We start from the raw sequence: 11,849 nt of genomic DNA, 5'->3' as shown, positions 1-11,849 counted from the left end.
GGCCTTCTAAACTTCACACACCCCGAACCACGCGTGCCCTGCCCTGCGTGCGGAAGCCTAGGGCGTGTCGGTAGATTTCAGGCATTCGGTAGCGCCCGTCGGAGTCTCTGGCCATTGCGCCCCACTGCTCTAGGGCTTCGACATCATCAGGGACCAGGTTCAGGTCAGCTGCATCAAAGGGCATCTTGACGGAGTCTGAGAAGGTTGCCATGTGCCGCAAGAGTTTCCCGAGGCGAGGATTCTCCTGGTTGATCTCCTCCACCTTCGCACGGCTGCACGCACCCAGAGAGTGACGCATGGCCGCCGGAGTCAGCACTCGGTCCGGCCAGCGCTCGTCGCCAGTGGAAGCGGCAGCCGCCTCGCGCAGGAAGCGGACGACATCGCGGGCTTGGATCTGTTCGTTGAAGTCCGCGAGAGCCGCAGGGACCCACCGCTCTGTCCATGCTTCACGTGAATTCTCGGTACCGAGCTTCGCGCCCCATAGAGGAAGGAGCGCGTGGACGATCTCATCGAAAGCCATGTCCGCGATCGGAGTCTCTGGCGTCCTTACAGCGTCGGCACTTGACGCAATCCACAGCGAGAGCCTGAGCGCATCTTCTGTGTCCCAGCGGAGCTCGTAGGGGGCGTAGCGGTCGAGGAACTGCCCGAGGTTCTGCTTGATCGCCGCGCGGACCAGGTCCTGACGCACAAATACCACGAGGCCGAGCGAGCGGTTGCGAAGGCGACGGAGCCAGGAAGGAACATCAATCAGCAGTGTTCGGAGGGCGATGCGTCGAGGTTCCGCCTCCAGAGACTCCAGCCAATCCTCCAAGCCGTCGATCACGAAGAGGCAGGCTCCGGACGTCTCCAGGGTCCGTTGGATGAGGAATTCTTCAGCTGGTTCGTCGCGGGCCGCACCGGCTGACCAAGCCAGGCATTCCAGCCAGCGCTGCCTCCAGAACTCTGCGTCAGTGGCCCGTGCGTCCCTGAGGCCGGCGTTCAGATGGCTGCGGAGTTCATCGGCCGTGACGCCTGGCCCACCTGCAGCGCGGTCTCTGAGCGCCTGCGGTGAAAGCATGCCGGTTTGCGGCTCCGCGATGTTGGCCGGGTCCAGGACAGGAATGACCATTGCTGTCCGCTCGACGCTCTGACTGTTCTCGCGCGCGAAAGCATCCCATGTCCCTGCGGTGCACATCCTGGCGAACGTGAATGTCTTGCCCGCGCCCTTCGCACCGACGACGACCGATACTGGAAGGTCGGTGCTGTGATCTGCGATCAGGCGACGTACCGGCTCGGTCGTGAGGAAGCCGAGACTGGAGTCCATACCCTGTCGCTCAGCGAAGACGAGACGACCTGCTGTGCTTTCCAGTGAACGTCGACGCTGGTCCAGGGTTGACGGCTCGTCCGCGGACGTTGGTCCTACCGGTGTGATGCTCGGTGCGAACTCGCTGAGCAAGCTGGGCAGACCGCAGCGTCGGATGACTTCCACAACTGCGTCCCAGCTCTGCGGAAGCGCGAGTAGCTCCTCGCGGAACGGACTCAGCAGCGGCTTGGTCAGAACTTGTTCGTCCACCGCGAGATCTTCTGAGGTGTACTCATCAGTTGCCGCCATGGTGATGGTGGACGACAGGGCTGCGGCCAGCCCCGTTCGTGCTTCCTCGGCGTGGAGGTCATGGACGTCGAGCCGGTACTGCGTCACGATCGCGCCGGGAGTCGGATCCGTTCGTGCCACCGCTGGAGACTGGGCGCCCAGCTGCCGGATCATGGTCTCGGTCCCTTGAAGGGACTGGCTACTGACTGTGGTGACGAAGATCCGCGTCACGCGGGGGTCCAGCAAGATGGGCGCCGCCAGCTCAGACGCTCCGGCCCGCAAGTCCAATACGACGGTGTCGATCTCGGCTGCGACAGCGAGGGCCGCAAGGGATTCACTGAGGAAGTACGGTGAGCGGTCCTCGGTCAATAGGTCGGTGGGGCCGATGCGGGGCGGGCCGAGCCGAGTACGTCGGCTGCCGGGAAGCACGGTCACGCGGCCTGGCCCTGGGTATCGCGAGACACGCTGGTTGGGAAGATACGCGGCAGCGATTTCCACTGCCTGCGTGGGGTCACCCTGCTTGGAAGAGTGCAGGAGGGCGAGGACGTCCTCGTACGCGATATCGCAGCGGCCCCCCTGCGCTTGGTACATCCAGGTAATGCCGGGGGCCTCCAGGTCTGCGTCCACGAGGAGAACATGCTGGCCCTGTGAGGCCAGGAAGTCAGCCAGTGCCACGGCGTGCAACGTGCGCCCCACGCCGCCCTTGAAGGAGTGAAATGCGATGAGCTGCTTGTCGCTGGCGAACTGAGCGTCCTCTGGACGCGGCAGGGCGTCCCCCAGTGCCGAGGTGACACGACGTTCACTGAGTTTTGGACGGCGTGGGGCCGCTCCGGAATCGTTCGCTTCGACCAGGCGTACAGGTAGCGACCTGGGAGCGTGAGCTGCGGGGCGATCCAGGGCGAGTTCTAGGCCCGCGTCATTTTCGGCTGCTGATCCGAGGCCGAATTGGCTGTCCAGCCAGTCGCGGACGGCCCCACTCTCAGTACCTGGGCGAACCGTCAGTTCCAGAGTGTCCCACCAGGCGTCGACCTCCAGCAGCCACTGTGGCCACTGGCCCTCGGCAGCTGCCTCCGCCAGTTGAGAATCGATGTCCACCCAGGTGAAGAGCTTGCCAGCCATAACGCTCAAGATCCTTTCCTGGCGTCCTTCACCAGTGACTTCAAAGCTTCCAACGCAGCTTTCTGATCATCTGCGCACAGTTCTGCACCATAGCGCCATGCCTCATGCAGCTGATGGCTCTCGATCCAAGTGCTGTCCTTGTGCCGACGGCAGCGCAGTGGGTCTTGCCCGGGGGTGGGGTCCTGAAGATTCAACGCCTTGGCCAGGCGGCGCAGATTGTGCGATCGCAGGTCACTGGGTAGTGCAGAAGTGTCCTCGCGCAGCAGAATCCAGCGCAGCACCTCGGCCTTCAACCCGCACTCGGCAGCATAGAAAAGCAGTAACCCGCTGATCGCGCCGTCCCCTGCTTGTTCGGCGGCGTCTCCCTGTTTCGCGAGCCGCTCGCGGCTTCGCCGCAGCTCGCCTACCCCCACGTCGACCATCGCATCAGACTACTGGCTGAGGGGCGGGGATTCGCCTCCCGGAGACGCTTGGATGCGCCAGTCAGGACTGGCATCGTCAACCGCATGAAGTGAGCTACGCCCTGCGTGTGGGCAGAGCAGACGACCGCGGAAACCGGACAGAAGAAATGCTGCGAGGCTGAGTTGGATGGCAGAAATGCCACTGCCATGAGACTTGCAGTTCAGGGGCTTCACTCGTTTGGATGGCTCGGGCGGTAGTCCGGGTCACCCAGGACGGGCGCTCAGCGCCTCGTCTCGTACCTGGTCAGGATCACGCCGCAGGGAAGCGTCCGCGTCTCCACCAGGTTGAGGTTCACCCAGTTGTCCAGCGCGGTGAAGAACGGCGTGCCGCCGCCCACCAGGACCGGCGCGGTGGCCAGCACGTACTCGTCAATCAGCCCGGCCCGCATGGCCGCCCCGGCGAGCGTCGCGCCGCCGATGTCCATCGGGCCGCCGTCCTCGGCCTTGAGCCGGGTGATCTCGGCGACCGCGTCGCCGGTGACCAGGCGGGTGTTCCAGTCGACCTTGTCGATCGTCGAGGAGAACACCACCTTCGACATGTCCCGCCAGCGGCGCGCGAACTCGATCTCCGCCGGGGTGGCGTTGGGCTGCTGGTCGCCGGTCGGCCAGTAGGAGCTCATCGTCTGCCACAGCTTGCGCCCGTACAGCGACAGGTCGGTCGCCTGCAACTGGTCGGACCAAAACTGGAACAGCTCGTCGCTCGGCAAGCTCCAGCCGATGTCGTCGCCGGGCGCGGCGATGCAGCCGTCCAGGGTCAGGTTCATGCCGTAGATCAGTTTCCGCATGGCGCCAGCCTCTCGCGAGTCGGTCTCACGCGTACAGACCGGCGCGGCGCGGGAAACTCATCGGTGCGCGATCTGAGCTCACATGTAGTCCTCGTGCTCGGTGGCTCAGCCGCAGACTCATCGTTCCGCCGAGGAAATGGCATCGATCTGAGACTGATCTTGGGTGACATCGCGGTGAGACAACAGAGAACCAGCAGGTCACAGAAGATCGACATGTCATCGGCGGCGAGACCCTACAGCCCGGCACCGCGAGCGCATCGCGGTGCCGGGCCCTTTGCGCTTACAGCAGGTGGTCGGCCTTGCCGGCCTTGATGTCGCGGATCATTTGCTGGAGCGCTTCGCGGCTGTCGGTGAGGAAGTGCTCCTCCGCGCCGCTGACGGCGATGTAGCTGTTTCCCCGTTCATCGGTGCCTATCCGGTAGCAGGAGTTCCCTTCGCCGCAGAACGAGTCTTCCCAGTTGACGTCCGACATCGGTCATCCCCTCAGAGTTGGCGTGCGATGTTGTGGATGAAGACCCGCGACTTGTCCGGTGACAGTGCGATGCCTTCCATCCAGTCCAAGTGAGCCCGGTATTTAGCCAGTTGAACGTCCGAGTGGACGAAGACGGGGCCGTGAGAGTTGTCGATCTGCACGGTGTCGAGCTGAGGTACAGGCCCCTCTGCGTACAGGACGGTCTGTCCGGCACCGGGGAAGGCGCCCGCTTCGAAGGGGATGACCAGCAAGGTGATGTTCGACTGCTCGGACTTCTTCAACAAGTGGTCCAGCTGGGCGCGTGCCACGGCACGACCGCCGAACTGCATCCGGAGTGCGGCCTCGTGGACGATGCCTGTGTATGGAGGCGGGGCGTCCCCGTCCAGGACCTCCTGCCGTTCCACGCGATGTGCCAGCCTCAGCGCTACCTCTCGCTCCGGTAGCTGCGGGATTACCACGCGGAAGAGGGACAGGGCGTGGTCCGAGGTCTGGAGGAGCCCCGGGATGTGCACGGAGTACGCAGCCCGCATGCGTACCGCGTGCATCTCCAGTTCGGCGATGTCGAGCAGTCCCTGGGGAAGCGAACCTCGATATTTCTCCCACCAGTTGCGTCCGCGTGACTGGGCCATCTCGACCAGCGCATCGACGTATTTCTCGTCGGTGCAGCCGCAGTTGCAGGCCAGAGTGCGCAGTCGATCGGGGCTGATGGGGCGGGTACCGGCCTCGATATTCGAGATCTTGCCCCGGTCCACGCCGAGCAGGCCGGCCGCGAACTCGGCGGAGACGTCGGCCGATGTGCGCATTCTCCGCAGCTCGGCGCCGAGCCGCTTCTGACGTTCGGTAGGAGACGTCCTTGCTGCCATGCCGTTCCTTTCCGCATGCGGTCACCGGCAGTCTGCCGCGTGTGCGTGTCACTCGGCCACGAAAGGGTTCATTCTCCAATATGAGAGGGCAATTTTGCCCTTCAGGCGCTACGTTGGGTCACGCACCGCTCACTCAGTGAAGACGAGCCGGAAGTGCATCACGCGGTTCTGCCCGCAACCTCCTGCCCTGGGAGGGGCGGTCCCGCGTCAGGGAGACAGGCCACTGCTCGTCCACAACACAACAACGTGAGCCACCCGTGCGCGCCCACGCGAAACGAGAGACACCGCCAACTCACCGCCCGTATCAGGGGAGTCAGCCATGCACTCATCTCCGATCGCCGCACTCTGTCCGGCCGCCGCCGAGACACGTATGCCGGTCCCGTTCACGCACCCGTATCCGCATCCCACCCTGCGAACGCACTCGCAGTCGCACCCCCGGCCCTATCTGCGCCCCAAAGGCCACTCCGGGCGTGGGCTCGGGCTGAGTTTCACGTTGCCGGGTGACGTCCGCAGCGCGTTCATCGGGCGGACTGCGGTGGCCGCCGCGCTGGAGGCGCACGGGCTCGCCCCGTACGTCTGGCCGGCCATGCACGTCGTGGACGAGCTGGTCGCGGTCACCGCCAGAATGAGCCCGGGGAGGGAGCTCTATGTATCCCTGCGTCAACGAGACGACGCAGTCCGTCTCCTCGTCTGGGACCAGCACCCGCACCACGCCGATCCGGACCTGGCCACCCTCTGCGAGACGCGGCGTCGGCGGGCGCTCTGGCTACTGTCGGCCGTGGTGGACGACTGGGGTGGGGAGTGGGGCGTCAGCGAGGCATCTTCGCCGCGTGCAGGCATCAAGTCCTGGGTGATGCTGCCGCGCTGACGGCCACGAGGTGGTCGGGGGAGCGGATGGGAGGCCGTCCACCGATCCGGCGGCAGGGGCTCACCGGTATTGCCGTCGCCGACCGTGTGTGGCTGCGGGGCTTCTGTGTGACTGGCTCCGCTGTCGGAGCCGGGTTGTTCCTCCCGGTGGCGGTGGCGGTGGCGGTGGCGGTGGCGGTGGCGGTGGGGTGGCGGTGGCGGTCGGCGGGGCACGCGCGTTGTACGCCTGCCGACTCGCCCGCAGCGGCTGCTTCGGGGGCACCGGGCGAAGGCGGGCAGCCTCTGGCCGGCAGGTCCCTGCTTCCGCCCCCAGGCAAAACGCCGCCGATCTATTTGCTGCAAAGCAGTGAAGGAGTCTCAGGGCGGGTGAAATTTGGCCAATATGTTAGACATCCTCCCTTTGTTTGCTGACTAGTGGGTGCCGGAGGCGCGGCAGGCATCAGATATGTCCCCTGTGGTTTGGCATTCTCCTTTCCCGGTGCGAACAGATGCATTAGGGTGGGCGGGCGCTGTTCGTGGCGCTCCATGGGGGAGGTGTATCTGCTTTGCCCACGCAGGATGCCCTGGAAACGGGTATAGATCCGCACATCACTGCAAGAGCAGGCGTTGGTTCCGTGCCCGGCGATCCGGCGGCAGCACAGCTGTTGACTGGCCGCGAACGCCAGGTTCTCGTGCTGATAGGAGGAGCTGCCGAAAGCCGAGCGATTGCCCGGCGACTCGGCATTGCGGAGCGTACTGTGAAAGCTCATTTGAGCAGCATCATAGGGAAACTCGGCGTGTCTTCGCGACTGGAGGCGGCACTGTTCACCTATGCCCACCACTAGCTGATCTGCCCTGCAGGGCAATGCCCTTTGGGTCACCTCCCCAAGGTTCAATAGCGGCAAATGTAAAGCGCGTCGGAGACTCCATCTCGCCGGCCGGAAATTCCGGCCAAGGCATGGTGCTCGCTCACAACTCTTCGAATCACCGTGCCTCCTGGCGAGCAGGAGGAGTACTGATGCACAACATGATGCACACGGCCGCTGCTGCACTCGCTGTGGTGATCGCGCTCGGTGCTGCGGCCCCGGCTGCATCGGCGGCGGACGCCAACCGTTCCAGGGACGTGTCTTCCGCTTCAGCCGTGCGGGCAGTGCAAGTCGGCGTCGCGCTGCCCGCCGGTGCGTCGAGTGTTGGCTCGTCGGCCGATGCCGGTTCGGCATCCCCTGGTACGCAGAGCGATGTCGGAGCGAAGCGCATTGGCGGCGCAGCCAAGAAGCTGGTCAACGAGATAGTCAAGAGCAAGTACGGAAAGGCTGCGATCAAGGCCGCGAAGAAAGGGTGTAAGGCCTTCAAGAAGTGGGTTGGTAGCCTGCCCAATTGGAACCCGCTGAAGTGGGCCATCAAGGTTGCGCCTGCTTACGTGATCGACGAGGTCATCTCGTACTTGATCAGCAACTTCTAGTAAATTCGTAAATGGGTCGTGGAGGATTTTGTTGTCGGAACGTCAGGAAGTGATCGAGCGTAACCTGTGGGCCGCACCGGCACTCTTTGTGTTTGTGGCATGGGTGCTGTTCAAGGCGGACAGCAGTCCGCTGATGCAGAAAATCGCCTGGATCGTTTATTTGGCTGGCTGGATTCCAGTTCTAGGGATGCTTGGCCTGGTCATCGCGCAGCGCAGGAATCCTGGGATCGGAGCGGTCTTCGGCTGCGGAATTCTCTTGATCATGGGTGTTGTGTTCTGGGCAAACCATGGCTGATGCCTTGGCCTTGGCGAAAATGGTCTCTGCTGCGCGGACGGACCGGGAACCGCTTGTGCAGGCAACGGACCTACGACGCACCTATGGCGACAAAGCGGTTGTGGACGGTGTGTCGCTGTCATTGGCCGCCGGCACGGTCTCCGGATTTCTCGGTGCGAACGGGGCCGGTAAGACGACGGTCATTCGCGTCATGCTGGGCCTCATCCGAGGTGAGGGCCGGACCACCTACCTCGGGCGGCCGCTCGCTGAGTGGCGTTCCCCCGCAACGGTGGTGGGGGCGGTGCTGGGTGGTGTCGCGGGGCATCCCAAGCGCCGGGTCGGAGCGCATCTGCGGATGGTCGCGGCAGGTGTGGGTGCGCCGGACAGCCGGGTAGACGAGTTGTTGGACAAGGTCGGACTCACGGCCACGGCCGGAGCGCGGCTCGGTATCTCCTCAGAGCTGGCTCGCGATGGCATGGATGAAGCCCCGCGACTTGCTCGGTGGCAGTGCGATCTCTTCCACCCATTCAAAGCGAGCGCGATATTTGGCAACGTATCCCTGCGCCACCGGGACGACGCGGTCCGCCTGCTCGTCCGGGACCAGCACCCGCATCACAACGATTGCTACCTGGCCACGCTCTGCGATACACGCAAGCGGGGGCCGGTGCGTTCTCGCTCCGGCCCCCGCTGCGCGATCGGGAATGTGCTCAGGTCTTCGGCTGGGTGAAGCGGATGCGGTTGCCGAAGGGGTCGCGCAGGCCGCAGTCGGTTCCGTACGGGCGGTCGGTGGGCTCCTCGGTGAACTCGACTCCCTGGGCCAGCAGCGTCTCGTACGTCTTGCGGCAGTCGTCCGTGGTGAGGATGAGCCAGCCGCCCATCGCGCCCTTGGTCACCAACTCGCGTACCTGCTGGGCCGTTTCGTCGGACATGGCCGGGGCGCCCGGCTTCTCCAGCATGATCTCGCGCTCGGGGTGGCCGGGGACGCTGACGGTCAGCCAGCGCATGAAGCCCATGTCCACATCGGCGTTGACCTCCAGGCCGAGCTTGCCGACGTAGAAGTCGAGGGCTTCGTCCTGGTCGAGGACGTATATCTGTGAGTGCGTGATGGCGTTGAACATGTGCATCACGCTACGGGGCACGCTCGAAAAGAACTTATCCAAAACTGCTCAGCTGCTCGGGCGCATCCAGGTCATGGTGAAACACGTCGGGACGCCCGTGGGGGTCGCTTCCTTGCGGTACGTCCTGGGCGAGCGGCCGACGATGTCGCGGAACGTACGGCTGAAGGTACCCGGGCTGCCGAAGCCCACCTCGTAGCAGATGTCGGTCACGCTGCGGTCGGTCTCCCGCAGCAGGAACATCGCGCGCTCGACCCGGCGGCGTTGCAGGTAGCGGTGGGGTGTCTCGCCGAACGTGGCCCGGAACGTACGGGTGAAGTGTGCCTGGGACACATGCGCGATCCGGGCCAGGGCCGGGACATCCAGCGGCTGCGCATAGGCGCGGTCCATCGCGTCCCGCGCCCGGAGCATGCGGCGGTTGGTCTCCTCCACGGCGCGGTTCACGGAGCTATGACACCACACGGCATCTGCATCTACAGGCCGGTGTCTTCCTGGCGGGCCCGTGCCCACTGTTCCTCGAAGTCGCTGCGGCTGATCTCCTGGCTCGGCAGCGCCGGGTCGAAGAGGTCCACGACCGGCGGGTTGAACGGCCAGTCGTCGGGGCCGCTGCGCAGGGCCGTACCGTCCTCGGCCACCTCCACCTGGCGAAAGCGGCGCCCGTCGGGTCCGACCTCCACCAGCTGGTCGACCGGTTCGCCGTCCTCGTCGTCGCCACGAAGACGCAGGTGGACGATGTCCCTGCCGGCCAGCGCGCCGAAGCCCGCACGGCCGCGCTGGGCGGCGCGCTCGGCGTGCAGGTCGTCCAGCCCCGGAGGCATTCGGGGTGCGTCGATGTCGACCTCCTCCAGCCCCTCGTCCTCGAACCGGGCCAGGGTCTCCGCGTCGGTGACGACCTCGACCCAGGCGAACGCTTCGAGCACCTCCTGTGCGGACCGTGCACGGACCCACCACCACGAGCCGCCCATGCCGTAGTCGTGCAGAACGAGGAAGGGCTGCTTGTGCGCGACGCCTGTACCGGCCATGGAGGGTGATCCTAGCGAGGCCCGACGCGGCCCGGCCCGGCCCGGCCCGGCGCGGCCCGGCGCGGTGCGGGGCCGGGCGGAGGCGTCAGCGGACGACGTCGAAGACGTTCTTCTGCAGGCCGTTGGAGTACGCCTCGTGCTCGACGAGCTTCAGCTTCTGGGTGTCCTTGTCCGCGTCGCTGAACAGGCGCTTGCCCGCGCCGAGGAGGAGGGGGAAGACCAGGAGGTGGTAGCGGTCGATCAGGCCGGCGTCGGAGAGGGCGCGGTTGAGGGTGGCGCTGCCGTGGATGATGATCGGGCCGCCGTCGGTCTCCTTCAGGGCGGCGATCTCGTCGAGCGAGCGCAGGATCGTGGTCTCGCCCCAGTTCTGGACCAGGTCGTCCTCGGTGAGGGTGGTGGAGACGACGTACTTCGGCATCACCTTGTAGTCGGCGAAGTCCGCCATGTCCGGCCAGACCGGGCTGAAAGCTTCGTAGCTGACCCGGCCCATCATCATCGCGGCGGCCTCCTGCTGCTCGCGGCCCTTGATCTCGAAGGCCTCCGGGACGAACTCGATGTCCTTGAAGGTCCACCCCGCGTTCCGGTAGCCGGACTCCCCGCCCGGGGCCTCCACCACTCCGTCGAGCGAGATGAAGGCGGTGCTGATCAGGGTGCGCATCTGAGGTCTCCCAAGGTCACGTGGCTGGTTAGCAGCAGTTCGGTCGGTGCCTGCTTCGCCCGTATTTGCGGCTGCGGTGCACCAACTATTTACTACTGACTGACCGCTGATCATGGAGAAACTCATCGGTCGACGCTCATTCATCCGGCGGCGTCGACCATCGGGATCATCTCGGGGAGCCACGCACGTGCCCGAGGTGTCGACGTGGCTGACGTCACCCTCGCAGGTTGGGGACGTCGTCGGGATCGCCGTAGAAGGGTCCGGTGGGCTGCGCCAGTGCGCCGCGGAGGCGTTCGGGGGCGACGCCCACCACTCCTTTGCCGCCACGGCGGGTACATCCGATAGCTACCGTCGTCGGTCGGCACGATGTCACGGTTGTCCAGCCACGTCGAGGTGGGCTCACACGGCGTGTGGCACCGGGCGTTGAGACTGCCGGAACTCCAGGCGGCATATCGGCCTGACCAATCACGCCTTCCTTCGAGGCTCCGATCTACTTCTGCGATCCAGCCAGTCCCTGGCAACGTGGAACGACCGCTGGAATCCATCTGCCCGTGTATGGGCTGATCGGTGACCGCGTAAGGAAGTCGGTCAGTGCCAGGGGGCCGCCGACCCGTTGAGCGCGAGCTGGAACCCACCGGCCGCCACCAGCAGTACCACAGCAGCAACGGCAGTCGACCACTTCGGCTTCCTCCGCCGAGCCACTGCCCACACACCCATCAGGACGAGTGAAACCCAGCCGCCCAGGTAGATCCACCATGCCACGCCCTTGCCGAAGGACCAGTCACCATTGTCCGCCTTGATACACACCAGGACCGCAAGGACGGCGAAGGGGATGGGAGAGCCCCACACGGCCTCGTAGAACGTCTCGGTGGTACTCCTCTTTTCCTGCGCTGCATGCTCGGGGCTCGGCTGATTCTGTTCCATTGTGGTGTGCCTGGCCTTCCCGTGGTCTGCTGTGGGCCCGTGCGTTGTCCCTTGTGCAGAGGGGTGCGTTCATCCGACAGACGGCAGGAGCGGCGTCAAGGTTGCCGCCATGCCCCGGAGTTGGCTGGGTTGGCGGCGTGACGCCGCGATTCTTGGTTGCCCAGGAAGTCGACCGCCACCCGGCGCGGCCCGGTCTTGATGCTCTGGGTGTCGAGAAGGTCCGCCGGCGACGTCCAGAAGCTGATGTCGGTCATGCAGGACACCGTAGCGGCGACTTT

General features: G+C 65.2%; 16 protein-coding genes. 5 read left to right on the top strand and 11 right to left on the bottom strand.

Translation table 11 applies throughout. The features are described from left to right. Positions 1–13 precede the first annotated feature (13 nt). From OG611_RS02150 to OG611_RS02130, 5 genes are all read right to left on the bottom strand, one after another. Entirely contained in the window at positions 14–2,689 is a 2,676-nt protein-coding gene (locus tag OG611_RS02150) for an AAA family ATPase (protein WP_266414967.1), read from the bottom strand. 5 nt (positions 2,690–2,694) lie between these two features. Then, entirely contained in the window at positions 2,695–3,111 is a 417-nt protein-coding gene (locus OG611_RS02145) for a hypothetical protein (protein WP_266414965.1), read from the bottom strand. Positions 3,112–3,371: 260 nt separating this feature from the next. After that, positions 3,372–3,935, bottom strand: coding sequence for a dihydrofolate reductase family protein (locus OG611_RS02140; RefSeq protein ID WP_266414963.1), 564 nt, complete (start codon positions 3,933–3,935; stop codon positions 3,372–3,374). 280 nt (positions 3,936–4,215) lie between these two features. Then, positions 4,216–4,407, bottom strand: a complete 192-nt coding sequence (locus OG611_RS02135) for a hypothetical protein (protein ID WP_266414961.1) — start codon at positions 4,405–4,407, stop codon at positions 4,216–4,218. A gap of 11 nt (positions 4,408–4,418) precedes the next feature. Next, positions 4,419–5,270 carry a helix-turn-helix transcriptional regulator gene (locus OG611_RS02130; protein WP_266414959.1) on the bottom strand — a complete coding sequence of 284 codons (852 nt, stop codon included), beginning with the start codon at positions 5,268–5,270 and terminating at the stop codon, positions 4,419–4,421. A 319-nt stretch (positions 5,271–5,589) separates the two neighbouring features. Here OG611_RS02130 and OG611_RS02125 point away from each other — a divergent pair, with 319 nt between their 5' ends. The 5 genes from OG611_RS02125 to OG611_RS02105 all read left to right on the top strand — a co-directional run bounded on the left by OG611_RS02125 (position 5,590) and on the right by OG611_RS02105 (position 8,579). Next, the gene (locus tag OG611_RS02125; protein ID WP_266414957.1) at positions 5,590–6,138 is read left to right on the top strand and encodes an ATP-binding protein; all 549 of its coding nucleotides are present in this window, start codon (positions 5,590–5,592) and stop codon (positions 6,136–6,138) included. A gap of 544 nt (positions 6,139–6,682) precedes the next feature. Continuing rightward, complete coding sequence (locus OG611_RS02120) at positions 6,683–6,961, top strand: response regulator transcription factor (protein WP_266414955.1); 279 nt, start codon at positions 6,683–6,685, stop codon at positions 6,959–6,961. A gap of 173 nt (positions 6,962–7,134) precedes the next feature. Next, complete coding sequence (locus OG611_RS02115) at positions 7,135–7,578, top strand: hypothetical protein (protein WP_266414953.1); 444 nt, start codon at positions 7,135–7,137, stop codon at positions 7,576–7,578. Positions 7,579–7,609: 31 nt separating this feature from the next. Further along, entirely contained in the window at positions 7,610–7,873 is a 264-nt protein-coding gene (locus OG611_RS02110; RefSeq protein WP_266414951.1) for a hypothetical protein, read from the top strand. A 55-nt stretch (positions 7,874–7,928) separates the two neighbouring features. Then, positions 7,929–8,579, top strand: a complete 651-nt coding sequence (locus OG611_RS02105; RefSeq protein WP_266414949.1) for an ATP-binding cassette domain-containing protein — start codon at positions 7,929–7,931, stop codon at positions 8,577–8,579. Here the strand turns inward: OG611_RS02105 and OG611_RS02100 are convergent. The 6 genes from OG611_RS02100 to OG611_RS02075 form a co-directional block, all read right to left on the bottom strand. Beyond that, positions 8,560–8,970 carry a VOC family protein gene (locus tag OG611_RS02100; protein ID WP_266414948.1) on the bottom strand — a complete coding sequence of 137 codons (411 nt, stop codon included), beginning with the start codon at positions 8,968–8,970 and terminating at the stop codon, positions 8,560–8,562. The genes OG611_RS02105 and OG611_RS02100 overlap by 20 nt on opposite strands. Before the next feature lie 48 nt (positions 8,971–9,018). Next, complete coding sequence (locus tag OG611_RS02095; RefSeq protein WP_266414947.1) at positions 9,019–9,411, bottom strand: helix-turn-helix domain-containing protein; 393 nt, start codon at positions 9,409–9,411, stop codon at positions 9,019–9,021. A gap of 29 nt (positions 9,412–9,440) precedes the next feature. After that, the gene (locus OG611_RS02090) at positions 9,441–9,989 is read right to left on the bottom strand and encodes a hypothetical protein (RefSeq protein WP_266414946.1); all 549 of its coding nucleotides are present in this window, start codon (positions 9,987–9,989) and stop codon (positions 9,441–9,443) included. 85 nt (positions 9,990–10,074) lie between these two features. Further along, positions 10,075–10,647, bottom strand: a complete 573-nt coding sequence (locus OG611_RS02085; protein WP_266414945.1) for a dihydrofolate reductase family protein — start codon at positions 10,645–10,647, stop codon at positions 10,075–10,077. Between the two features lie 588 nt (positions 10,648–11,235). Continuing rightward, complete coding sequence (locus tag OG611_RS02080) at positions 11,236–11,571, bottom strand: hypothetical protein (RefSeq protein WP_266414944.1); 336 nt, start codon at positions 11,569–11,571, stop codon at positions 11,236–11,238. A 95-nt stretch (positions 11,572–11,666) separates the two neighbouring features. Continuing rightward, positions 11,667–11,825, bottom strand: a complete 159-nt coding sequence (locus OG611_RS02075) for a hypothetical protein (protein WP_266414943.1) — start codon at positions 11,823–11,825, stop codon at positions 11,667–11,669. Positions 11,826–11,849: the final 24 nt, after the last annotated feature.

Origin of the sequence: Streptomyces sp. NBC_01363, assembly GCF_026340595.1 — a bacterium.
Lineage (GTDB): Bacteria > Actinomycetota > Actinomycetes > Streptomycetales > Streptomycetaceae > Streptomyces.
Note: the sequence above shows the minus strand (reverse complement) of the source record. Positions and strands in the feature narration are given on the sequence as shown.

Bases quoted from the DNA above. Each gene is read 5' to 3' on its own strand.
- OG611_RS02150 (WP_266414967.1), bottom strand. From the start codon at position 2,689: ATGGCTGGCAAGCTCTTCACCTGGGTGGACATCGATTCTCAACTGGCG.
- OG611_RS02145 (WP_266414965.1), bottom strand. From the start codon at position 3,111: ATGGTCGACGTGGGGGTAGGCGAGCTGCGGCGAAGCCGCGAGCGGCTC.
- OG611_RS02140 (WP_266414963.1), bottom strand. From the start codon at position 3,935: ATGCGGAAACTGATCTACGGCATGAACCTGACCCTGGACGGCTGCATC.
- OG611_RS02135 (WP_266414961.1), bottom strand. From the start codon at position 4,407: ATGTCGGACGTCAACTGGGAAGACTCGTTCTGCGGCGAAGGGAACTCC.
- OG611_RS02130 (WP_266414959.1), bottom strand. From the start codon at position 5,270: ATGGCAGCAAGGACGTCTCCTACCGAACGTCAGAAGCGGCTCGGCGCC.
- OG611_RS02125 (WP_266414957.1), top strand. From the start codon at position 5,590: ATGCACTCATCTCCGATCGCCGCACTCTGTCCGGCCGCCGCCGAGACA.
- OG611_RS02115 (WP_266414953.1), top strand. From the start codon at position 7,135: ATGCACAACATGATGCACACGGCCGCTGCTGCACTCGCTGTGGTGATC.
- OG611_RS02100 (WP_266414948.1), bottom strand. From the start codon at position 8,970: ATGTTCAACGCCATCACGCACTCACAGATATACGTCCTCGACCAGGAC.
- OG611_RS02090 (WP_266414946.1), bottom strand. From the start codon at position 9,989: ATGGCCGGTACAGGCGTCGCGCACAAGCAGCCCTTCCTCGTTCTGCAC.
- OG611_RS02085 (WP_266414945.1), bottom strand. From the start codon at position 10,647: ATGCGCACCCTGATCAGCACCGCCTTCATCTCGCTCGACGGAGTGGTG.
- OG611_RS02080 (WP_266414944.1), bottom strand. From the start codon at position 11,571: ATGGAACAGAATCAGCCGAGCCCCGAGCATGCAGCGCAGGAAAAGAGG.
- OG611_RS02075 (WP_266414943.1), bottom strand. From the start codon at position 11,825: ATGACCGACATCAGCTTCTGGACGTCGCCGGCGGACCTTCTCGACACC.